The sequence below is a fragment of the Pseudomonas sp. GV085 genome, assembly GCF_003050925.1.
GTDB lineage: Bacteria > Pseudomonadota > Gammaproteobacteria > Pseudomonadales > Pseudomonadaceae > Aquipseudomonas.
Window position 1 is genome coordinate 412,813 of the sequence record NZ_QAOV01000003.1, and the last position, 14,682, is coordinate 427,494.

At 58.8% G+C, this 14,682-nt stretch carries 14 protein-coding genes; 7 read left to right on the top strand and 7 right to left on the bottom strand.

The genetic code is table 11. The annotated features are described in order from the left end of the window. Positions 1–289 precede the first annotated feature (289 nt). On the top strand, positions 290–1,627 hold the full coding sequence (gdhA, locus tag C8K63_RS09110; protein ID WP_108216412.1) for an NADP-specific glutamate dehydrogenase: 1,338 nt from the start codon (positions 290–292) through the stop codon (positions 1,625–1,627). Here the strand turns inward: gdhA and C8K63_RS09115 are convergent. The 3 genes from C8K63_RS09115 to C8K63_RS09125 all read right to left on the bottom strand — a co-directional run bounded on the left by C8K63_RS09115 (position 1,624) and on the right by C8K63_RS09125 (position 4,928). Then, complete coding sequence (locus tag C8K63_RS09115; RefSeq protein ID WP_108216413.1) at positions 1,624–2,118, bottom strand: GreA/GreB family elongation factor; 495 nt, start codon at positions 2,116–2,118, stop codon at positions 1,624–1,626. The two genes, gdhA and C8K63_RS09115, sit on opposite strands and share 4 nt — an antisense overlap. A gap of 404 nt (positions 2,119–2,522) precedes the next feature. Beyond that, positions 2,523–4,376, bottom strand: coding sequence for a DUF4105 domain-containing protein (locus tag C8K63_RS09120; protein ID WP_108216414.1), 1,854 nt, complete (start codon positions 4,374–4,376; stop codon positions 2,523–2,525). 63 nt (positions 4,377–4,439) lie between these two features. Next, a complete protein-coding gene (locus C8K63_RS09125; protein WP_007970900.1) occupies positions 4,440–4,928 on the bottom strand; it encodes a DUF3015 domain-containing protein in 489 nt (162 codons plus the stop codon). Positions 4,929–5,182: 254 nt separating this feature from the next. Here C8K63_RS09125 and C8K63_RS09130 point away from each other — a divergent pair, with 254 nt between their 5' ends. Together C8K63_RS09130 and C8K63_RS09135 are read left to right on the top strand one after the other, a co-directional pair. Beyond that, positions 5,183–7,621, top strand: a complete 2,439-nt coding sequence (locus C8K63_RS09130; protein ID WP_108216415.1) for a Lon protease family protein — start codon at positions 5,183–5,185, stop codon at positions 7,619–7,621. 323 nt (positions 7,622–7,944) lie between these two features. Continuing rightward, on the top strand, positions 7,945–8,286 hold the full coding sequence (locus C8K63_RS09135; RefSeq protein WP_108216416.1) for a hypothetical protein: 342 nt from the start codon (positions 7,945–7,947) through the stop codon (positions 8,284–8,286). Positions 8,287–8,292: 6 nt separating this feature from the next. On the opposite strand, the gene C8K63_RS09140 is transcribed toward C8K63_RS09135, so the two are convergent. Next, on the bottom strand, positions 8,293–10,122 hold the full coding sequence (locus C8K63_RS09140) for a hypothetical protein (protein ID WP_108216417.1): 1,830 nt from the start codon (positions 10,120–10,122) through the stop codon (positions 8,293–8,295). Positions 10,123–10,292: 170 nt separating this feature from the next. Between C8K63_RS09140 and C8K63_RS09145 the strand changes: the two genes are divergently transcribed. The 3 genes from C8K63_RS09145 (at position 10,293) to C8K63_RS09155 (ending at position 12,027) form a co-directional block, all read left to right on the top strand. Beyond that, entirely contained in the window at positions 10,293–10,781 is a 489-nt protein-coding gene (locus C8K63_RS09145; RefSeq protein ID WP_108216418.1) for a TIGR00645 family protein, read from the top strand. A 216-nt stretch (positions 10,782–10,997) separates the two neighbouring features. After that, the gene (locus C8K63_RS09150) at positions 10,998–11,288 is read left to right on the top strand and encodes a DUF6482 family protein (protein WP_108216419.1); all 291 of its coding nucleotides are present in this window, start codon (positions 10,998–11,000) and stop codon (positions 11,286–11,288) included. Between the two features lie 121 nt (positions 11,289–11,409). Continuing rightward, positions 11,410–12,027, top strand: a complete 618-nt coding sequence (locus C8K63_RS09155) for an FKBP-type peptidyl-prolyl cis-trans isomerase (RefSeq protein WP_108216420.1) — start codon at positions 11,410–11,412, stop codon at positions 12,025–12,027. 133 nt (positions 12,028–12,160) lie between these two features. On the opposite strand, the gene C8K63_RS09165 is transcribed toward C8K63_RS09155, so the two are convergent. The 3 genes from C8K63_RS09165 to C8K63_RS09175 form a co-directional block, all read right to left on the bottom strand. Beyond that, entirely contained in the window at positions 12,161–12,418 is a 258-nt protein-coding gene (locus tag C8K63_RS09165; RefSeq protein WP_108216422.1) for a hypothetical protein, read from the bottom strand. 207 nt (positions 12,419–12,625) lie between these two features. Continuing rightward, positions 12,626–12,967 (bottom strand): zinc ribbon domain-containing protein YjdM, encoded by a 342-nt coding sequence (locus C8K63_RS09170; RefSeq protein ID WP_108216423.1) that lies wholly within the window; start codon positions 12,965–12,967, stop codon positions 12,626–12,628. Positions 12,968–13,152: 185 nt separating this feature from the next. Continuing rightward, on the bottom strand, positions 13,153–14,121 hold the full coding sequence (locus tag C8K63_RS09175; protein WP_108216424.1) for a polyprenyl synthetase family protein: 969 nt from the start codon (positions 14,119–14,121) through the stop codon (positions 13,153–13,155). A gap of 239 nt (positions 14,122–14,360) precedes the next feature. Here C8K63_RS09175 and rplU point away from each other — a divergent pair, with 239 nt between their 5' ends. Continuing rightward, on the top strand, positions 14,361–14,675 hold the full coding sequence (rplU, locus tag C8K63_RS09180; RefSeq protein WP_003176051.1) for a 50S ribosomal protein L21: 315 nt from the start codon (positions 14,361–14,363) through the stop codon (positions 14,673–14,675). Positions 14,676–14,682 lie beyond the last annotated feature (7 nt).

Below are 14,682 nucleotides of genomic sequence, written 5' to 3' on the forward strand. Positions count from 1 at the left end.
TTCAGTGATACCGTGGCGCATTCATCGCGAGCAGGCTCGCTCCCACAGGGGAATGCATTTCAAACTGTGGGAGCGAGCTTGCTCGCGATAGCGGTATTCCTGATGGTGCAGGATTTGAATTGTGAATCCCCATTCAGGTGCAGAAACACTCAAAAAACCAGATTAATTTATATCCTGTGCACCATTTAATTTCATAAATGCGACATTTTGCTCTGTTCTTGTGCGCAAGTCGTTTGTTACAGTCCGGCTCAATCTCCTACAACGACAATCAATCTGCCGAGACTTTTCCATGATCGAATCCGTCGAATCCTTCCTTGCTCGCCTGAAAAAACGCGACCCGGATCAACCCGAATTCCACCAGGCCGTGGAAGAAGTACTACGCAGTCTGTGGCCGTTTCTCGAGGCCAATCCGCATTACCTGACCTCGGGCATTCTGGAACGCATCTGCGAGCCGGAGCGGGCGCTGGTGTTTCGCGTGTCGTGGGTCGACGATCGGGGCAAAGTCCAGGTCAATCGCGGGTTCCGCATCCAGATGAACAGCGCGATCGGCCCGTACAAGGGCGGTCTGCGTTTCCACCCGTCGGTGAACATGGGCGTCTTGAAATTCCTCGCCTTCGAACAGACCTTCAAAAACTCCCTGACTTCATTGCCCATGGGCGGTGGCAAGGGTGGTTCGGACTTCGACCCCAAAGGCAAAAGCGACGCGGAAGTCATGCACTTCTGCCAGGCCTTCATGAGCGAGTTGTATCGCCACATTGGTGCGGACGTTGACGTGCCAGCCGGGGACATCGGCGTCGGTGCGCGGGAAATCGGTTTCCTGTTCGGCCAGTACAAGCGCTTGAGCAACCAGTTCACCAGCGTGCTGACAGGCAAAGGCCCAAGCTACGGAGGCAGCTTGATTCGCCCGCAAGCTACCGGTTTCGGTTGCGTGTACTTCGCCGAAGAAATGCTCAAGCGCCGTGGCCTGGCGGTCGAGGGCAAGCGCGTGGCGATTTCCGGTTCGGGTAACGTCGCGCAGTACGCCGCGCGCAAGGTCATGGATCTGGGTGGCAAAGTGATTTCGCTGTCCGACTCCGAAGGCACGTTGTATTGCGAAAGCGGTTTGACCGAAGAGCAATGGCTGGCCGTACTGGAGCTGAAAAACGTACAACGCGGGCGCATCCGTGAACTGGCTGGTCGTTTTGGCCTGGAGTTCCGCACCGGTCAGTTGCCATGGAGCCTGAGCTGCGATATCGCGCTGCCGTGCGCGACGCAAAACGAACTGGATGTCGAAGCCGCTCGCACCTTGCTGCGCAACGGCTGCATCTGTGTGGCCGAAGGCGCGAACATGCCGACCACCCTCGAGGCGGTGGACCTGTTCATCGAGGCCGACATTCTGTTCGCACCGGGCAAGGCGTCCAACGCCGGCGGCGTGGCGGTGAGCGGGCTGGAAATGTCGCAGAACGCCATGCGCCTGGCGTGGACCGGTGGCGAAGTGGACAGCAAGCTGCACGCGATCATGCAGTCGATTCACCACGCTTGCGTGCACTACGGCGAAGAGGACGGTCGGGTCAATTACGTCAAGGGTGCGAACATCGCCGGCTTTGTGAAGGTCGCCGATGCCATGCTGGCCCAAGGCGTCGTTTAAGTCGGTTCGATGCGAATCACTTCAATCATTTGATCCCCGGCGGGGCGCTGCCACAGTACTTCGTCGTTGAGTTGTGCGCCGAGCAGTGCCCGGCCCAGCGGTGAGCCCCAATTGATCAGGCCGTGGGCGGCATCGGCCTGATCTTCGCCCACCAGTTGTACCCGGCGCTCGGTGGCGTGTTCATCGGCGTAGGTCACCCAACTGCCGATTTGCACTTTCTGGGTCGAGGTCGCGGCGGGTACCACCTGAGCGCTGCCCAGGCGCTGTTTGAAATAACGCAGATCACGTTCGAGATCGGCCAGGCGCTGTTTGTCCGCCTGCTCACCTTTTGCCGATTGCTCGGCATGCAGGGTTTGCAGTTCGGCGACTTTGCCCTGCAACAGCTTCAGGCCTTGCGGCGTGACGTAATTGGGCTGCGCGCTGACTTGCCGTTCGACGGGCTGATCGGCTTGCGCGGTAGCGTTATCTTCATTGACGAAGGCACGGCTCATGGAGTTCTCCCGGTATAGGGTTTGGGTCATGGTCGCAGGCATCTGGTTTCACTGGATGTCTGAAAGCGACTTACGGCGAGCGATAGGCCCGGGCGGCATCCTGATTTTCTGTTGCTGTCAGGCCTTGTCCCATTCTTCCTGATGACTGTTGCGCTCATCCGCCGCGGTCCACGACCACGCAACGCCGCATCTCGGAACCCCGGCCCCCTACGGTCTATAAGGAAAGTCTAGAAGCTGGCTCGCGAGGATGGTGTGCGCAGGCAGTGAAAAATCCATTCAACATCGCGTACTCCTGTAGGAGCGAGCTTGCTCGCGATGGCGGTGTGTCAGTCAATATCGATGTCGACGGTTGATCCGCTATCGCGAGCAGGCTCGCTCCCACAGGGAATTGCGGTGCGTTCGGGTCAGTAGTGATACCACTTCAGCTCAAGCATCACTTCGTTCTCGGCCGTCGCCAAATGGCTGAACTCACGCTGGGCGCTCAAGCGCAGACCGAGATTGCGGGATATTTCCCATTGTTGATTCAGGCTCAGACTACGACGCATTTCGCCATTGGTGAAGAAATCGCCCTTGGCTTCCAGGCTCAAGTTGCCCAGCGGGTTTTTCCACAGCACACCACTGTTGAAGCCAGCGGCCGGGGCAATGAAAGTGGCGAAGTCGTTGTTGTGCTCGATACGCGCGGTGCCCAGGGCAAAGCCGAGCAGGTCATCGCCCAGTTGCCAGGTGCCACCGCCACCACCGTTGACGTGGCTGACCAGGGTTTGGTCATCATGCTTGCCCGGCACCCGCTCCAGACCACCGGTGACTTGCCATGACAGCGGTTGCAGCAACTCGTTACGCGGGGTCAGGGAACGAATGGTCGCCAGGTCCAGTCGCTGCACTTGCCAGTCATTGCCTTCGTACTGGCGCAGTTTCAGTTGCAGGATTTCGATCTGCGCGCCAAGGGGGAAGCTTTCGTTGTTGTCATTGAGGTCGTGATAAGCCATGCGCAAGCCGTATTCACCAAAGGCTTTATCGCCACGGGTGCCAAGGCCGAGCTGCCAGGTACGGGACTCGTGACCGTCTTCAGGCAGGCCGGGTTGCGGGATATCCAGCTCAGGCGCCGGGTTCTGGTTGATTGCCCGCAGCAGTTCGAAGCTACGCTGGGCGCGCGCCGGGTCGCGCTCCTGGCCATTGGCGCGGTAACGCTCCAGACGATAGGCCGCATCGATGATCAGCGCCTGGCGGTCGCGGGGTTGAGCCTTGAAGGCCGGATCTTGCAATTGTTTCTGATCGGCGCTGACTTTCAGCACCCATTGCTGCTCTTCAGGGTTCAAGGGCTCGGCACGACTGAGCAACTCGCGTTCCCGGGACGGACGATACTGAATGGATTCCACCAGCCCGGCATTTTTCACGGCTTTGACAGTGTCGGTGGGGATGGCCGTGAGCGGGAATTGTTCGGTCAGGCGCAAGCTCGGGCGGGCCACTTGCAGCAGTTCCAGCAAACGGTATGAGCAGTTTTCGTCGAAGAAGAAATAGTCGAACTTGATCTGCTTCAGCTCCCAGACGTGCTCGACCATGCGCGCGGTTTCCTGTTGGGTCAGGTTCAGCCGGTATTCCCACAGGTCACGGTTTTCCAGACTGCGGTATTCCGAGAGCTTTTCCTGATAGGGCACCAGCGCGAACAGGCCGGGATAGCCGCCCATCAAGCCTTTCCAGGCATAGAGGATGCTGTTGTCCGAGCCCTCGATGTAGGCGCCGAAGTTGATCGCGTAACTGAGCAGCGAAGTCTTGTCGCTCTTCACTTCGGCCTGGTCGATGCGCAGCAGGGTGTGGCCAAACATCGAGGACGGACTGTTCAGGTACGCCGCCGGGAAGATCATCACCGCACTGTCGGGCGAGACGTCCTTGAACCATTGCTTGAACCCGGCGCAATCCGGTGTCGGCAGGCCGGTCAGGCCGAGCTGCTCTTTGAGCCAGCGGGTGCGGGCCGGGTAGACGCATTGTGCGTGCTGTTCACCGGTACTGGCCGGGGCGTACAAGGCTTGTACGGTAGCCGCCAATTCATGGTCCGGGTGTTCATTGCCATCGGCGGCGAGGAAGAATTTCGGGTCGCTGACATAGCTGCGCCAACCACCGAGCTTGGCGGTTTCGTAATGGCCCAGGGATATCCAGAAAGGGTCGTTGGCCAGTTGCTGCAAACGTTGAGGATCGATGTGCGGCGCGGCGGACAGCGGGGCGCAGGTACACAGCGCCAGCCAGGCAAGGCGTTTGAGCATAGATGGCAACTTAACTCGAAAAAAACAAAACCCGCTTCCCGAAAGAAGCGGGGCGGGTCGAGCTTAAGCTTGAGTCGCGTACTTGGCCAGACGAGGGTCGGCTTTGAGCACGGCCAGGGTATTGGTATGCACGTCTTCGGCAGTCACGTCAGCCTTGCTGAAGATCTGCTGGAAGTGCTCGTGAGTGACGGCGGCGAAGTGCGCACGGTCTTCCGGCGCTACGCCCAGTACCACGGCATAGGTGGTCAGCGCTTCGCCCTGGCCTTTGGCCATGTCTTCGGACAGCTCGTTCATCATGCCATTCATGGCAAACCAGGATTTGCCGCCATAGGTCAGCGACGCGTTGGTTGCGCAACCGTTGGTACCGGAGGTCATGCCGAAGGTTGCGTTGCCGGAGGTGCCGTTGGTGGTGGATGCCAGGAAGTGAGCCGGAGTACCACGCTGGCCTTCGAACAGCATGTTGCCCCAGCCGCAATCCGGGCCGCCTGGCGCCTGAGCCATGGCGTTGATGGATACAGCAGTGAAGAGAGTACCGAGAAGAATCCGTTTCATAGCTTTGTTCTCTTTATGTGCGTACCGATGGACAAGTGGGCCGGTCATTAGTCCAGCCGCGCAGTCTGGAGTTTAGGCACGATCACGGGGTTCCGTTTTTTTTTGCAAAACATTCATGAGAACCGGCGGCGCAAGCCCGGCCCGCCTGGGGTTGGCGGATTGACGATGCACAGGCCTGCGGCGCTTCTTGCCAGTCGGGCATGGGCGGCGCCAGAATGCTGTCATCTGCCCCGCCTGATTGTTAAGGAAGCCCGATGCCTGATCCTGTTGCTGCCAGCTTGCGTCTAGCGCCCGAAGCGCTGACCCGTCCGTTTTCCGCTGAACAGTTCAGCTTCTCTACCACCAATGATCTGGAGCCCTTTCGCGGTGTGCTTGGCCAGGAACGTGCGGTCGAAGCCTTGCAGTTCGGTGTGGCCATGCCACGCCCCGGTTACAACGTATTCGTCATGGGCGAACCCGGCACTGGCCGGTTTTCGTTCGTCAAACGCTATCTCAAGGCCGAAGGCAAGCGCCTGCAGACTCCGGCGGACTGGGTCTACGTCAACAATTTCGATGAGCCGCGCGAGCCGCGTGCACTGGAGCTGCCATCGGGCAGCGCCGGTGCCTTCATCGGTGACATCAACGGCTTGATCGACAACCTGCTGGCGACGTTTCCGGCAGTCTTCGAGCATCCGTCCTACCAGCAGAAAAAAAGCAGCATCGACCGCGCCTTCAACCAGCGCTATGACAAGGCCCTGGACATCATCGAGCGTCTGGCGCTGGAAAAGGACGTCGCGCTGTACCGCGACGCCAGCAATATTGCATTTACCCCGATGGGCGACGGCAAGGCGTTGGACGAAGCTGAATTCGCCCAGTTGCCGGAAGCCGAACGCGAGCGCTTCCACGAGGATATTTCGGTACTGGAGGAGCGCCTGAACGAAGAGCTCGCCAGCCTGCCGCAATGGAAGCGCGAGTCGAGTAATCAACTGCGTCACCTCAACGAAGAAACCATCACCCTGGCCTTGCAGCCGTTGTTGTCGCCGTTGTCGGAGAAGTACGCCGAGAACGCCGCGGTGTGCGGTTATCTGCAAGCGATGCAGGTGTATTTGCTCAAGACTGTGGTCGAACAGCTGGTAGACGACAGCAAAATCGATGCCGTCGCCCGCAAGTTGCTGGAAGAGCAATACGCGCCGAGCCTGGTGGTCGGTCATGCGGCCAGCGGCGGTGCGCCGGTGGTGTTCGAGCCGCACCCGACCTACGAAAACCTCTTCGGTCGCATTGAATACAGCACCGATCAGGGCGCGCTGTACACCACCTACCGCCAACTGCGGCCGGGTGCCTTGCACCGGGCCAATGGCGGTTTCCTGATCCTTGAAGCGGACAAGATGCTCAGCGAACCGTTCGTGTGGGATGCGCTCAAACGCGCCCTGCAATCGCGCAAGCTGAAAATGGAATCGCCGCTGGGTGAGCTGGGCCGTCTGGCCACCGTGACCCTGACACCGCAACACATTCCGTTGCAGGTCAAGGTCGTCATCATCGGTGCCCGTCAGCTGTATTACACGCTGCAAGACCTCGATCCGGACTTCCAGGAAATGTTCCGCGTCCTGGTGGATTTCGACGAAGACATCCCGATGGTCGACGAGAGCCTGGAGCAGTTCGCCCAGTTGCTCAAAACCCGTACTTCCGAAGAAGGCATGGCGCCGCTGACCGCCGATGCGGTGGCGCGCCTGGCGACTTACAGTGCGCGTCTGGCCGAGCACCAGGGGCGCTTGTCGGCGCGTATCGGTGACTTGTTCCAACTGGTCAGCGAGGCGGATTTCATCCGCCATCTGGCCGGCGATGAAATGACCGACGCCGGGCACATTGAACGGGCACTCAAAGCCAAGGCCACGCGGACCGGGCGGGTTTCGGCGCGGATTCTCGACGACATGCTGGCCGGGATCATCCTGATCGACACTGCGGGCGCGGCGGTCGGCAAGTGCAACGGCCTGACCGTGCTGGAAGTCGGCGATTCGGCCTTTGGTATTCCGGCGCGGATTTCCGCTACGGTGTACCCGGGCGGCAGCGGCATTGTCGACATCGAGCGCGAGGTCAACCTCGGCCAGCCGATCCACTCCAAAGGCGTGATGATCCTTACCGGTTATCTGGGCAGTCGTTACGCCCAGGAGTTTCCGCTGGCGATTTCCGCGAGTATCGCCCTGGAGCAATCCTACGGTTATGTCGATGGCGACAGTGCTTCCCTGGGCGAGGCCTGCACCCTGATCTCGGCTTTGTCGAAAACCCCGCTCAAGCAGTGCTTTGCCATCACAGGTTCCATCAACCAGTTCGGCGAAGTGCAGGCGGTCGGTGGAGTCAACGAGAAGATCGAGGGCTTCTTCCGTCTGTGCGAGGCCCGCGGGTTGACCGGCGAGCAGGGGGCAATCATTCCTCACGCCAACGTCGCCACGCTGATGCTCGACGAGAAGGTGCTGGCGGCGGTACGTGCGGGGCAATTCCATGTCTACGCGGTCCGTCAGGCCGACGAAGCCTTGAGTTTGCTGGTTGGCGAGCCAGCCGGCGAGCCGGACGAGAATGGCGAATTCCCTGAAGGCAGCGTGAACGCGCGGGTCGTGGAGCGTCTGCGGGTTATCGCGGAAATGATCAGTGACGATGATCTGAAAGAGACCGAGAAGGAGTTGGCGCTAGAGGCTTTGGCGCAAACCAAACCGGCTTGATATCTGTTTGAGTCTGGCTCGCCTCGGTACTGTGGGAGCGAGCCTGCTCGCGAAGAGGGACTGACATTCAACTCATGTGTTGGCTGAAGGTCCGCTATCGCGAGCAGGCTCGCTCCCACATTTTGTTTGGGGTGAATGGTAAAAAAGCGTCGTCAGAATGACGTCAATATTCGTGCTGTGACCATTCGGCGCCTTTCGGTCTTGCCTCGGCCTGCAAGCCAGACTTTTCTTCTATTCTCAGCTCAGGGATGTCGACAGTAATCACAGGATCGAAACAGCCTTCACATGGGGGCTGAATACCGGATCTACCGAGGGTCGCCGCCATGTCGCGCAACCTCTGCCTCACCCGTCAATGCCTGGGCCTTGAGACCCGTATCGAATGTGCCATCCGTCCGTTGGCGGGAGATACGGGCATGTGGACTCTGCTGTTCGCCGCCGGAATGGCCGGTGAACAACCTTCTGCCATCAAGGCCCAAGGCCCGTTTCACGGTCCGTTCGTCGCTGAATCAATCCTCGACACCATCGTTGAAAGCCTGACCTTGCACGGCTACGAGTTGGCCGACGATCCGCAAATCTGGTGCCTGCACCTGCAAGCCCAACTGCGGGAAATCAACGGTGGTCGCTGCCGAAACATGGGCGGCTTCGAGTTTCACCCCGAGCACTGATTCGCACTATTGATCAAGGCGCGTCATGTCGGCCTTGTCGAGTTTAACCTCGAAACCATACTGCACGGTGGCGAGGTCAGTGCGCTGATAGGTTTCCAGGCGTGTAGGCTGTCCGTAGAAGTAATGCACGACAAACTGTGCCGGCCCTTGTGCGCCCGAACCATGGCTGACCGATAGAATCTCCTTCAAGTAATTGCCGGTGTCGTCCTTGGCGAAAAAACTCCAGTCCTGGGCGGGAAACTTCTTCAAGTCAACCACCAGAGCATTGGCTTTAAGCTCGAGGCCTTTGGGTAGTTGGCGGGCATCGACGGTTTTTTGCTCGACGGTGGCCAGGAACAGCGGCATCGAGCCCACCGCATAGGCCGGCGTTTGCGCAAACAGATTCAGATCGTAGGTAATGGTGCCGCGCAGGGGGTCGATCTGGTAGGCCTCGGGCGGCAACTCGATCGGCTCGTCGCGTTTGCCACTCGCGTCTTCGGTAAAGAAACTCACCGGACTTTCACCGGGGTTGAACGATGTGCCGAGCAGTTCATCGTTGAAGCTGCGCAGATGCGTGAATTCGATTCGCGCAGCACTGGGGTCGTCGACCGACTGACTGATGCTGACGTTCTTTTTCAGTTGATCCTTGCTCAGCGTTGCCCCTTTGAGCCAACCGGGCGCCTGGTCGTCATAGACCACCACGGGCAGGTTCAAGGGCTGGATGGTCTTGTCCGTGGTCTGGGCATCGAAGTGCCGGACCGGCAGGTCGAGGCTCTTGCGGGTGACCGTGACGGCGGAAAAATCCAGCATGCTGACTTCGAGGGTTTCGATCGTCCCGTTGAAGTACACCTTCGAATAATGTCGAGCCTGCTGTTTCTCAAAGTTGCGCTGTTCTTCGTCGAGCTGTTTTTCCAGGGCCTCGCTCCAGCTTTTTTGCTGCTGCATCTTGGCCAGCTGCTGCTGATAGAACGCAATCTGTACCGCGGTTTCGTTGATTGAGCCGGCGCGCGAGATGAATTGCCCGGTGCTGTCCGTGGCCTGGACGATCAGCGGGTTCAGCGGTGTTTCTCTGACTTCGGGGGCTAGCGGCGCGCTGTTGTTGTATTCGATTTCCGCGTAATTGTTCGTCAATGTGAGCAGGGTGACGCTCAGATTGTCATTGGTGCGGGTCTGGCCTACGTCCTTTTTCGTCAGGTCGAAGCTGTAGAGACGGCGTGGCGCGATGACCTCTACTTTGCCCAGCAGGCTCACCGGTTGCGGTTGCTGCTTTCTGTCGACGTCGAGGCCTTCGATGAAGGGGTAGGCCACAGTCAGGTCATCGGGGTTGGTCAGGTTGGAACTCGATGGGCTGAGTTGAATGCCGGGGTCGGTTTCTGACCATTCCGGCTGGAATGGGATCACTCGTTTATTACTTAGTGTGACCGACTGCCATTCCAGGCCATGGGGAAACAGAAACGCGGCAGGAACGCTGAAAGTGAAGGGGAACACCGGTTGCAGATCGGTCAGGTAGTCGGAACTGGAGTCCTTTTGCAGCACGAACAACCCGTTGATGTAGGTGTCGACCAGGGCCTGAGGGGTCGGGTAGTGCTTGAGCATGGCGAGGGCGTCTTCGCCGTATTCGGTTTCCACCAGTTTACTGTCGAGCTTGAGTTGCGCGCGCTCGAGCAGCAGCAGTGAGCCGCCCAGCTCCGACACGGCATCCTTGAGCTTTGGATCCTGGATGGCGTCCAGCGACTTTTCGAATTGCGCGGTTTTTTCTTCGAGGCTGACCTGGCGTTTTTCATCGCTGGGCGAGCAGCCGCTTAGAAGCAGCGCCATGCAAAATCCGGCACTCGTCAAAGGCAATCGCACATCCATTTCCAGTCTTCCTGTCCGATATCGCTGAGCGGTCAATGATTTGGACACTAGCAGAAAAACTTTGATACACAGGCGCAGGTGGCGGATTTTTCGACGGTTTCTGGCTACTTCTGGGTATAGACGGGCGGCTGGTATACTCGCCGCCATTTTCAGCCCACATGTGAGATTTAATGGAACGCTTTATCGAAAATACAATGTACGCCTCGCGCTGGCTGCTGGCGCCGATCTATTTCGGCCTGTCCCTCGGGTTGCTGGCGCTGGCGCTGAAATTCTTCCAGGAAGTCTCCCACGTCATCCCGAACGTGTTTTCGATGGCCGAATCGGACTTGATCCTGGTGCTGTTGTCGCTGATCGACATGGCGCTGGTGGGCGGTTTGCTGGTGATGGTGATGATTTCCGGCTACGAGAACTTCGTCTCGCAGCTGGACATCGACGACTCCAAGGAAAAGCTCAACTGGCTGGGCACCATGGACTCTTCGTCGCTGAAAATGAAGGTGGCGGCGTCGATCGTGGCCATTTCGTCGATTCACCTGCTGCGCATCTTCATGGACGCCAAGAACGTCGATCCTGAACATCTGCAGTGGTACGTGATCATCCACATGACCTTCGTGGTTTCGGCATTCGCCATGGGTTACCTGGATAAACTCACCAAGCACTGATCCACACCGGCTCCCTTTGTGGCGAGCGAGCTTGCTCGCGCTGGGCTGCGAAGCGGCCCCAAAAAAGCGGGATCGCTTCGCAATCCAGCGCGAGCAAGCTCCCTCGCCACAACTTCCTGCGATAACAGACAAACGGTCTGGCCAGTGGCTTGTGCTTTGATGCGCCGAGGCCTATCCATGTAAGTATGTTGGCTCGCCACTGCGTGAGGTGCGTTCATGACCCTGAATGAGTTGAATGCGTATGCCATCGCCGGAAAGGTCGATGAGCTGAACCTGATCTCCATGGAGGGGGGCATTTACCTGCTGGAAGCACGGATGCATGGCGCGGCGTACCCCCTGAGCGATACGCACGGCCATATGATGAGCCTGCGTTCGGTGGAGCATGCCCGTGATGTGCTGCGCTCCTTTCCCAAGTTGCACTTCAACCTTGTGCACACGGTCGTGCATGACGAAATGTGCGGGCTGGTTGCCGACGTGGAAGAAAACCTGAAGGTGCCGATCGCCTGACGCCCCTCATCAATGGCATGACATCTGTGCTAGTCTGCTGGCCCTTTTGGTTCCGGGCGCTCCGGGACGCGCTGTGCACGCATGGCAAGTTCCCGAGCCGTCCGCACAGCGGAGCAGTGTCATGTCCGAAGTAAATCTGTCCACCGACGAAACCCGCGTCAGCTACGGTATTGGCCGTCAGTTGGGCGACCAACTGCGCGACAACCCGCCACCGGGCGTCAGCCTGGACGCGATCCTGGCTGGCCTGACCGACGCATTCGCCGGCAAGCCAAGCCGTGTGGGTCAGGAAGAAATGTCCGCCAGCTTCAAAGTCATCCGCGAAATCATGCAGGCCGAAGCTGCTGCCAAGGCTGAAGCGGCTGCTGGCGAAGGCCTGGCCTTCCTGGCTGAAAACGCCAAGCGTGAAGGCATCACCACTCTGGCTTCCGGCTTGCAGTTCGAAGTGTTGACTGCCGGTGAAGGCGCCAAGCCATCCCGTGAAGACACCGTGCGTACTCACTACCACGGCACTTTGATCAACGGCACCGTGTTCGACAGTTCCTACGATCGTGGAGAGCCTGCAGAATTCCCGGTTGGCGGCGTGATCGCCGGCTGGACCGAAGCCCTGCAACTGATGAACGCTGGCAGCAAATGGCGCCTGTACGTGCCGAGCGAACTGGCATACGGCGCTCAAGGCGTTGGCAGCATCCCGCCGCACAGCGTACTGGTATTCGACGTCGAACTGCTCGACGTTCTGTAATACCCGCTGATTACCTTGTAGGAGCGAGCCTGCTCGCGATGGGCGTTAACGATAACGCTGCCATCCTGAATGAACGCGGTGTCTTCCAGTTCTTCGCGAGCAAGCTCGCTCCTACAGTGTTTTGCAGTGTCTCTCATGGATGAAACTTGTCATTGAGATCCGTCGTCGGGCGCAACGCCCGGGCATAGCAGAACAGAAACAGGTTACGCACCAGTTCCTTGAGCACCACCGGCTCGCTGGAGCTCAGGCCATTGAGGTCAAGATCACCCTGGTCTTGCAGTTCGTTCAAGGCTTCTTCTTCAAGCACCGCACAGACTTCCCCGGTTTCCCGATGCAGGATCCTGAGGTAAGGGTGTGGTCGGTCCAGCCAGGCATCGATCAGATAAGTCATGGTTCTCATCTCCATTGAAGGTTTTATGAGAATAATTCTTATTCACCAAATAGCAAGAGCCTATTGGCGGTTTGCGCTTTTTTCCAGGTAAAGATTGCGTCAGGTCAAAAACGACTGGCGTCTGGCTATTGCGAGGATTGACTGGGTGAAGCGGGGGGAGGGTGAGGCGCCATCCCGCGGCCGGGCGCGGGATGGAAGACAGCAGGTTCAGACTTTCCTGACGAACTCGGACTTGAGTTTCATCGGGCCGATGCCGTCGATCTTGCAATCGATGTCGTGATCGCCGTCGCACAGGCGGATGTTCTTGACCTTGGTGCCGACCTTGACCACCAAAGACGTACCCTTGACCTTGAGGTCCTTGATCACGGTGATGGTGTCACCGTCCTGCAGGACATTGCCGACCGAGTCCTTTTTCACGGCGTCATCGGACGCTGCTTCGGTTTCACCGCTGGCGGACCATTCGTGGGCGCACTCGGGGCAGATCAGCTGTGCGCCGTCTTCATAGGTGTATTCGGAATTGCATTTTGGGCAGGGTGGCAGCGTGCTCACTAAGGCTCCTTGGATTCAGGATCGCTAAAAAGCGCACATTATATAGGGTTTTAAGCGGGAGGGGGTGCTGCAACTCCTGTAGGAGCGAGCTTGCTCGCGAAGGTCGTCAACGATAACGCGTGCTTCCTGAATGGACACGGGGTCATTGAGTTCTTCGCGAGCAAGCTCGCTCCTACAGTTGTTCCTCAGTGCGTGCGGGCGACCGCGAACTCACTCAGTTCAACCAGTGCATCGCGGTACTCGCTGGCAGGCAGCGTTTCGAGGCACTTGATCGCGCGGGCCACATAATCGCGGGCCAGTTGCGCGGTGTACTCCAGCGAGCCCGAGGCTTCCACGGCTTCGCGGATGCTTTCCAGATCTTCGATTCCGCCTTTCTGGATCGCCTTGCGCACCAGGGCGGCCTGCTCTGGTGTCCCTTCACGCATGGTGTAGATCAGCGGCAGGGTCGGCTTGCCTTCGGCCAGATCGTCACCGACGTTCTTGCCCAGGGTTTCGGCGTCGCCTTTGTAGTCCAGCAGGTCGTCGACCAGCTGGAAGGCCACCCCCAGGTGATCCCCGAATGTACGCAGGGCTTCGGCCTGTTCCGGCGTGGCTTCGCACAGGGCGGCAGCACTGTGGGTCGAGGCTTCGAAGAGCATCGCGGTCTTGCCGCGGATGACTTCCATGTAGGTTTCTTCGGTGGTGCTGGCGTCACGAACCTTCGAAAGCTGCAACACTTCGCCTTCAGCGATGATGCGCGTGGCCTGCGAAAGGATCTTCATCACCGGCATCGAGCCCAGCTCGACCATCATTTCGAACGAGCGCGAATACAGGAAGTCACCGACCAGCACGCTTGGCGCGTTGCCCCACATGGCGTTGGCGGTCGAGCGGCCACGGCGCATGCCGGACATGTCGACAACATCGTCATGCAGCAGGGTGGCGGTGTGCAGAAACTCGATGGTCGCGGCCAGCAGGCGCAGGTCATCGCCTTCGCGACCCAGGGCCTTGCCACACAGCAGCACCAATAAAGGACGCAGGCGTTTGCCGCCAGCCGAGGTGATGTAATCGCCGATTTTCGATACAAGCGGCACGCGCGAAGTCAGCTGCTTCTTGATGATGCCGTCGACGGCGCTAAAATCGTCCGCCACCGCGCGGTAGAAAGCTTGGGGTTGCATCAGCGACAGTCGCTCCAGAAGGGTTGCGCGGCATGCTAGGACCCACGTCCGGGCCTGTCAAGGCGCGATGGACGGCCCCTTGCAAGGGACTCGTGGCTTGCGTACAATCGCGCACCCTGAACTTCCTGGGCAGCACCTGCCTTACGCAATTGCAAGCGGGCCTCCAGCCCCATGCAGCCATGCCAGCCAATACCTCTTCTTATAAAGAGCTGGGTGAGCAGGATTATCGGAGAAATACCATGTCTTATGCAGTAATCGTTACTGGCGGCAAGCAGTACAAAGTCGCCCCAGGTGAATACCTGAAGATCGAAAAACTGGAAATCGCTACCGGCGAATCCGTTACCTTTGATCGCGTTCTGTTGGTTGCCAATGGTGACGACGTGAATATCGGCGCTCCAGTTGTTGCTGGCGCTACCGTTGTGGCTGAAGTGATCTCCCAAGGTCGTCACGATAAAGTCCGCATCATCAAGTTCCGTCGTCGTAAGCACCACATGAAGCGTATGGGCCACCGCCAGTGGTACACCGAGATCAAAATCACCGGTATTCAGGCTTAATTTCAGC

What these genes read in the sequence shown, in the direction of transcription:
- gdhA (WP_108216412.1), top strand. Translation starts at nt 290, where the DNA reads ATGATCGAATCCGTCGAATCCTTCCTTGCTCGCCTGAAAAAACGCGAC.
- C8K63_RS09115 (WP_108216413.1), bottom strand. Translation starts at nt 2,118, where the DNA reads ATGAGCCGTGCCTTCGTCAATGAAGATAACGCTACCGCGCAAGCCGAT.
- C8K63_RS09120 (WP_108216414.1), bottom strand. Translation starts at nt 4,376, where the DNA reads ATGCTCAAACGCCTTGCCTGGCTGGCGCTGTGTACCTGCGCCCCGCTG.
- C8K63_RS09125 (WP_007970900.1), bottom strand. Translation starts at nt 4,928, where the DNA reads ATGAAACGGATTCTTCTCGGTACTCTCTTCACTGCTGTATCCATCAAC.
- C8K63_RS09130 (WP_108216415.1), top strand. Translation starts at nt 5,183, where the DNA reads ATGCCTGATCCTGTTGCTGCCAGCTTGCGTCTAGCGCCCGAAGCGCTG.
- C8K63_RS09135 (WP_108216416.1), top strand. Translation starts at nt 7,945, where the DNA reads ATGTCGCGCAACCTCTGCCTCACCCGTCAATGCCTGGGCCTTGAGACC.
- C8K63_RS09140 (WP_108216417.1), bottom strand. Translation starts at nt 10,122, where the DNA reads ATGGATGTGCGATTGCCTTTGACGAGTGCCGGATTTTGCATGGCGCTG.
- C8K63_RS09145 (WP_108216418.1), top strand. Translation starts at nt 10,293, where the DNA reads ATGGAACGCTTTATCGAAAATACAATGTACGCCTCGCGCTGGCTGCTG.
- C8K63_RS09150 (WP_108216419.1), top strand. Translation starts at nt 10,998, where the DNA reads ATGACCCTGAATGAGTTGAATGCGTATGCCATCGCCGGAAAGGTCGAT.
- C8K63_RS09155 (WP_108216420.1), top strand. Translation starts at nt 11,410, where the DNA reads ATGTCCGAAGTAAATCTGTCCACCGACGAAACCCGCGTCAGCTACGGT.
- C8K63_RS09165 (WP_108216422.1), bottom strand. Translation starts at nt 12,418, where the DNA reads ATGACTTATCTGATCGATGCCTGGCTGGACCGACCACACCCTTACCTC.
- C8K63_RS09175 (WP_108216424.1), bottom strand. Translation starts at nt 14,121, where the DNA reads ATGCAACCCCAAGCTTTCTACCGCGCGGTGGCGGACGATTTTAGCGCC.
- rplU (WP_003176051.1), top strand. Translation starts at nt 14,361, where the DNA reads ATGTCTTATGCAGTAATCGTTACTGGCGGCAAGCAGTACAAAGTCGCC.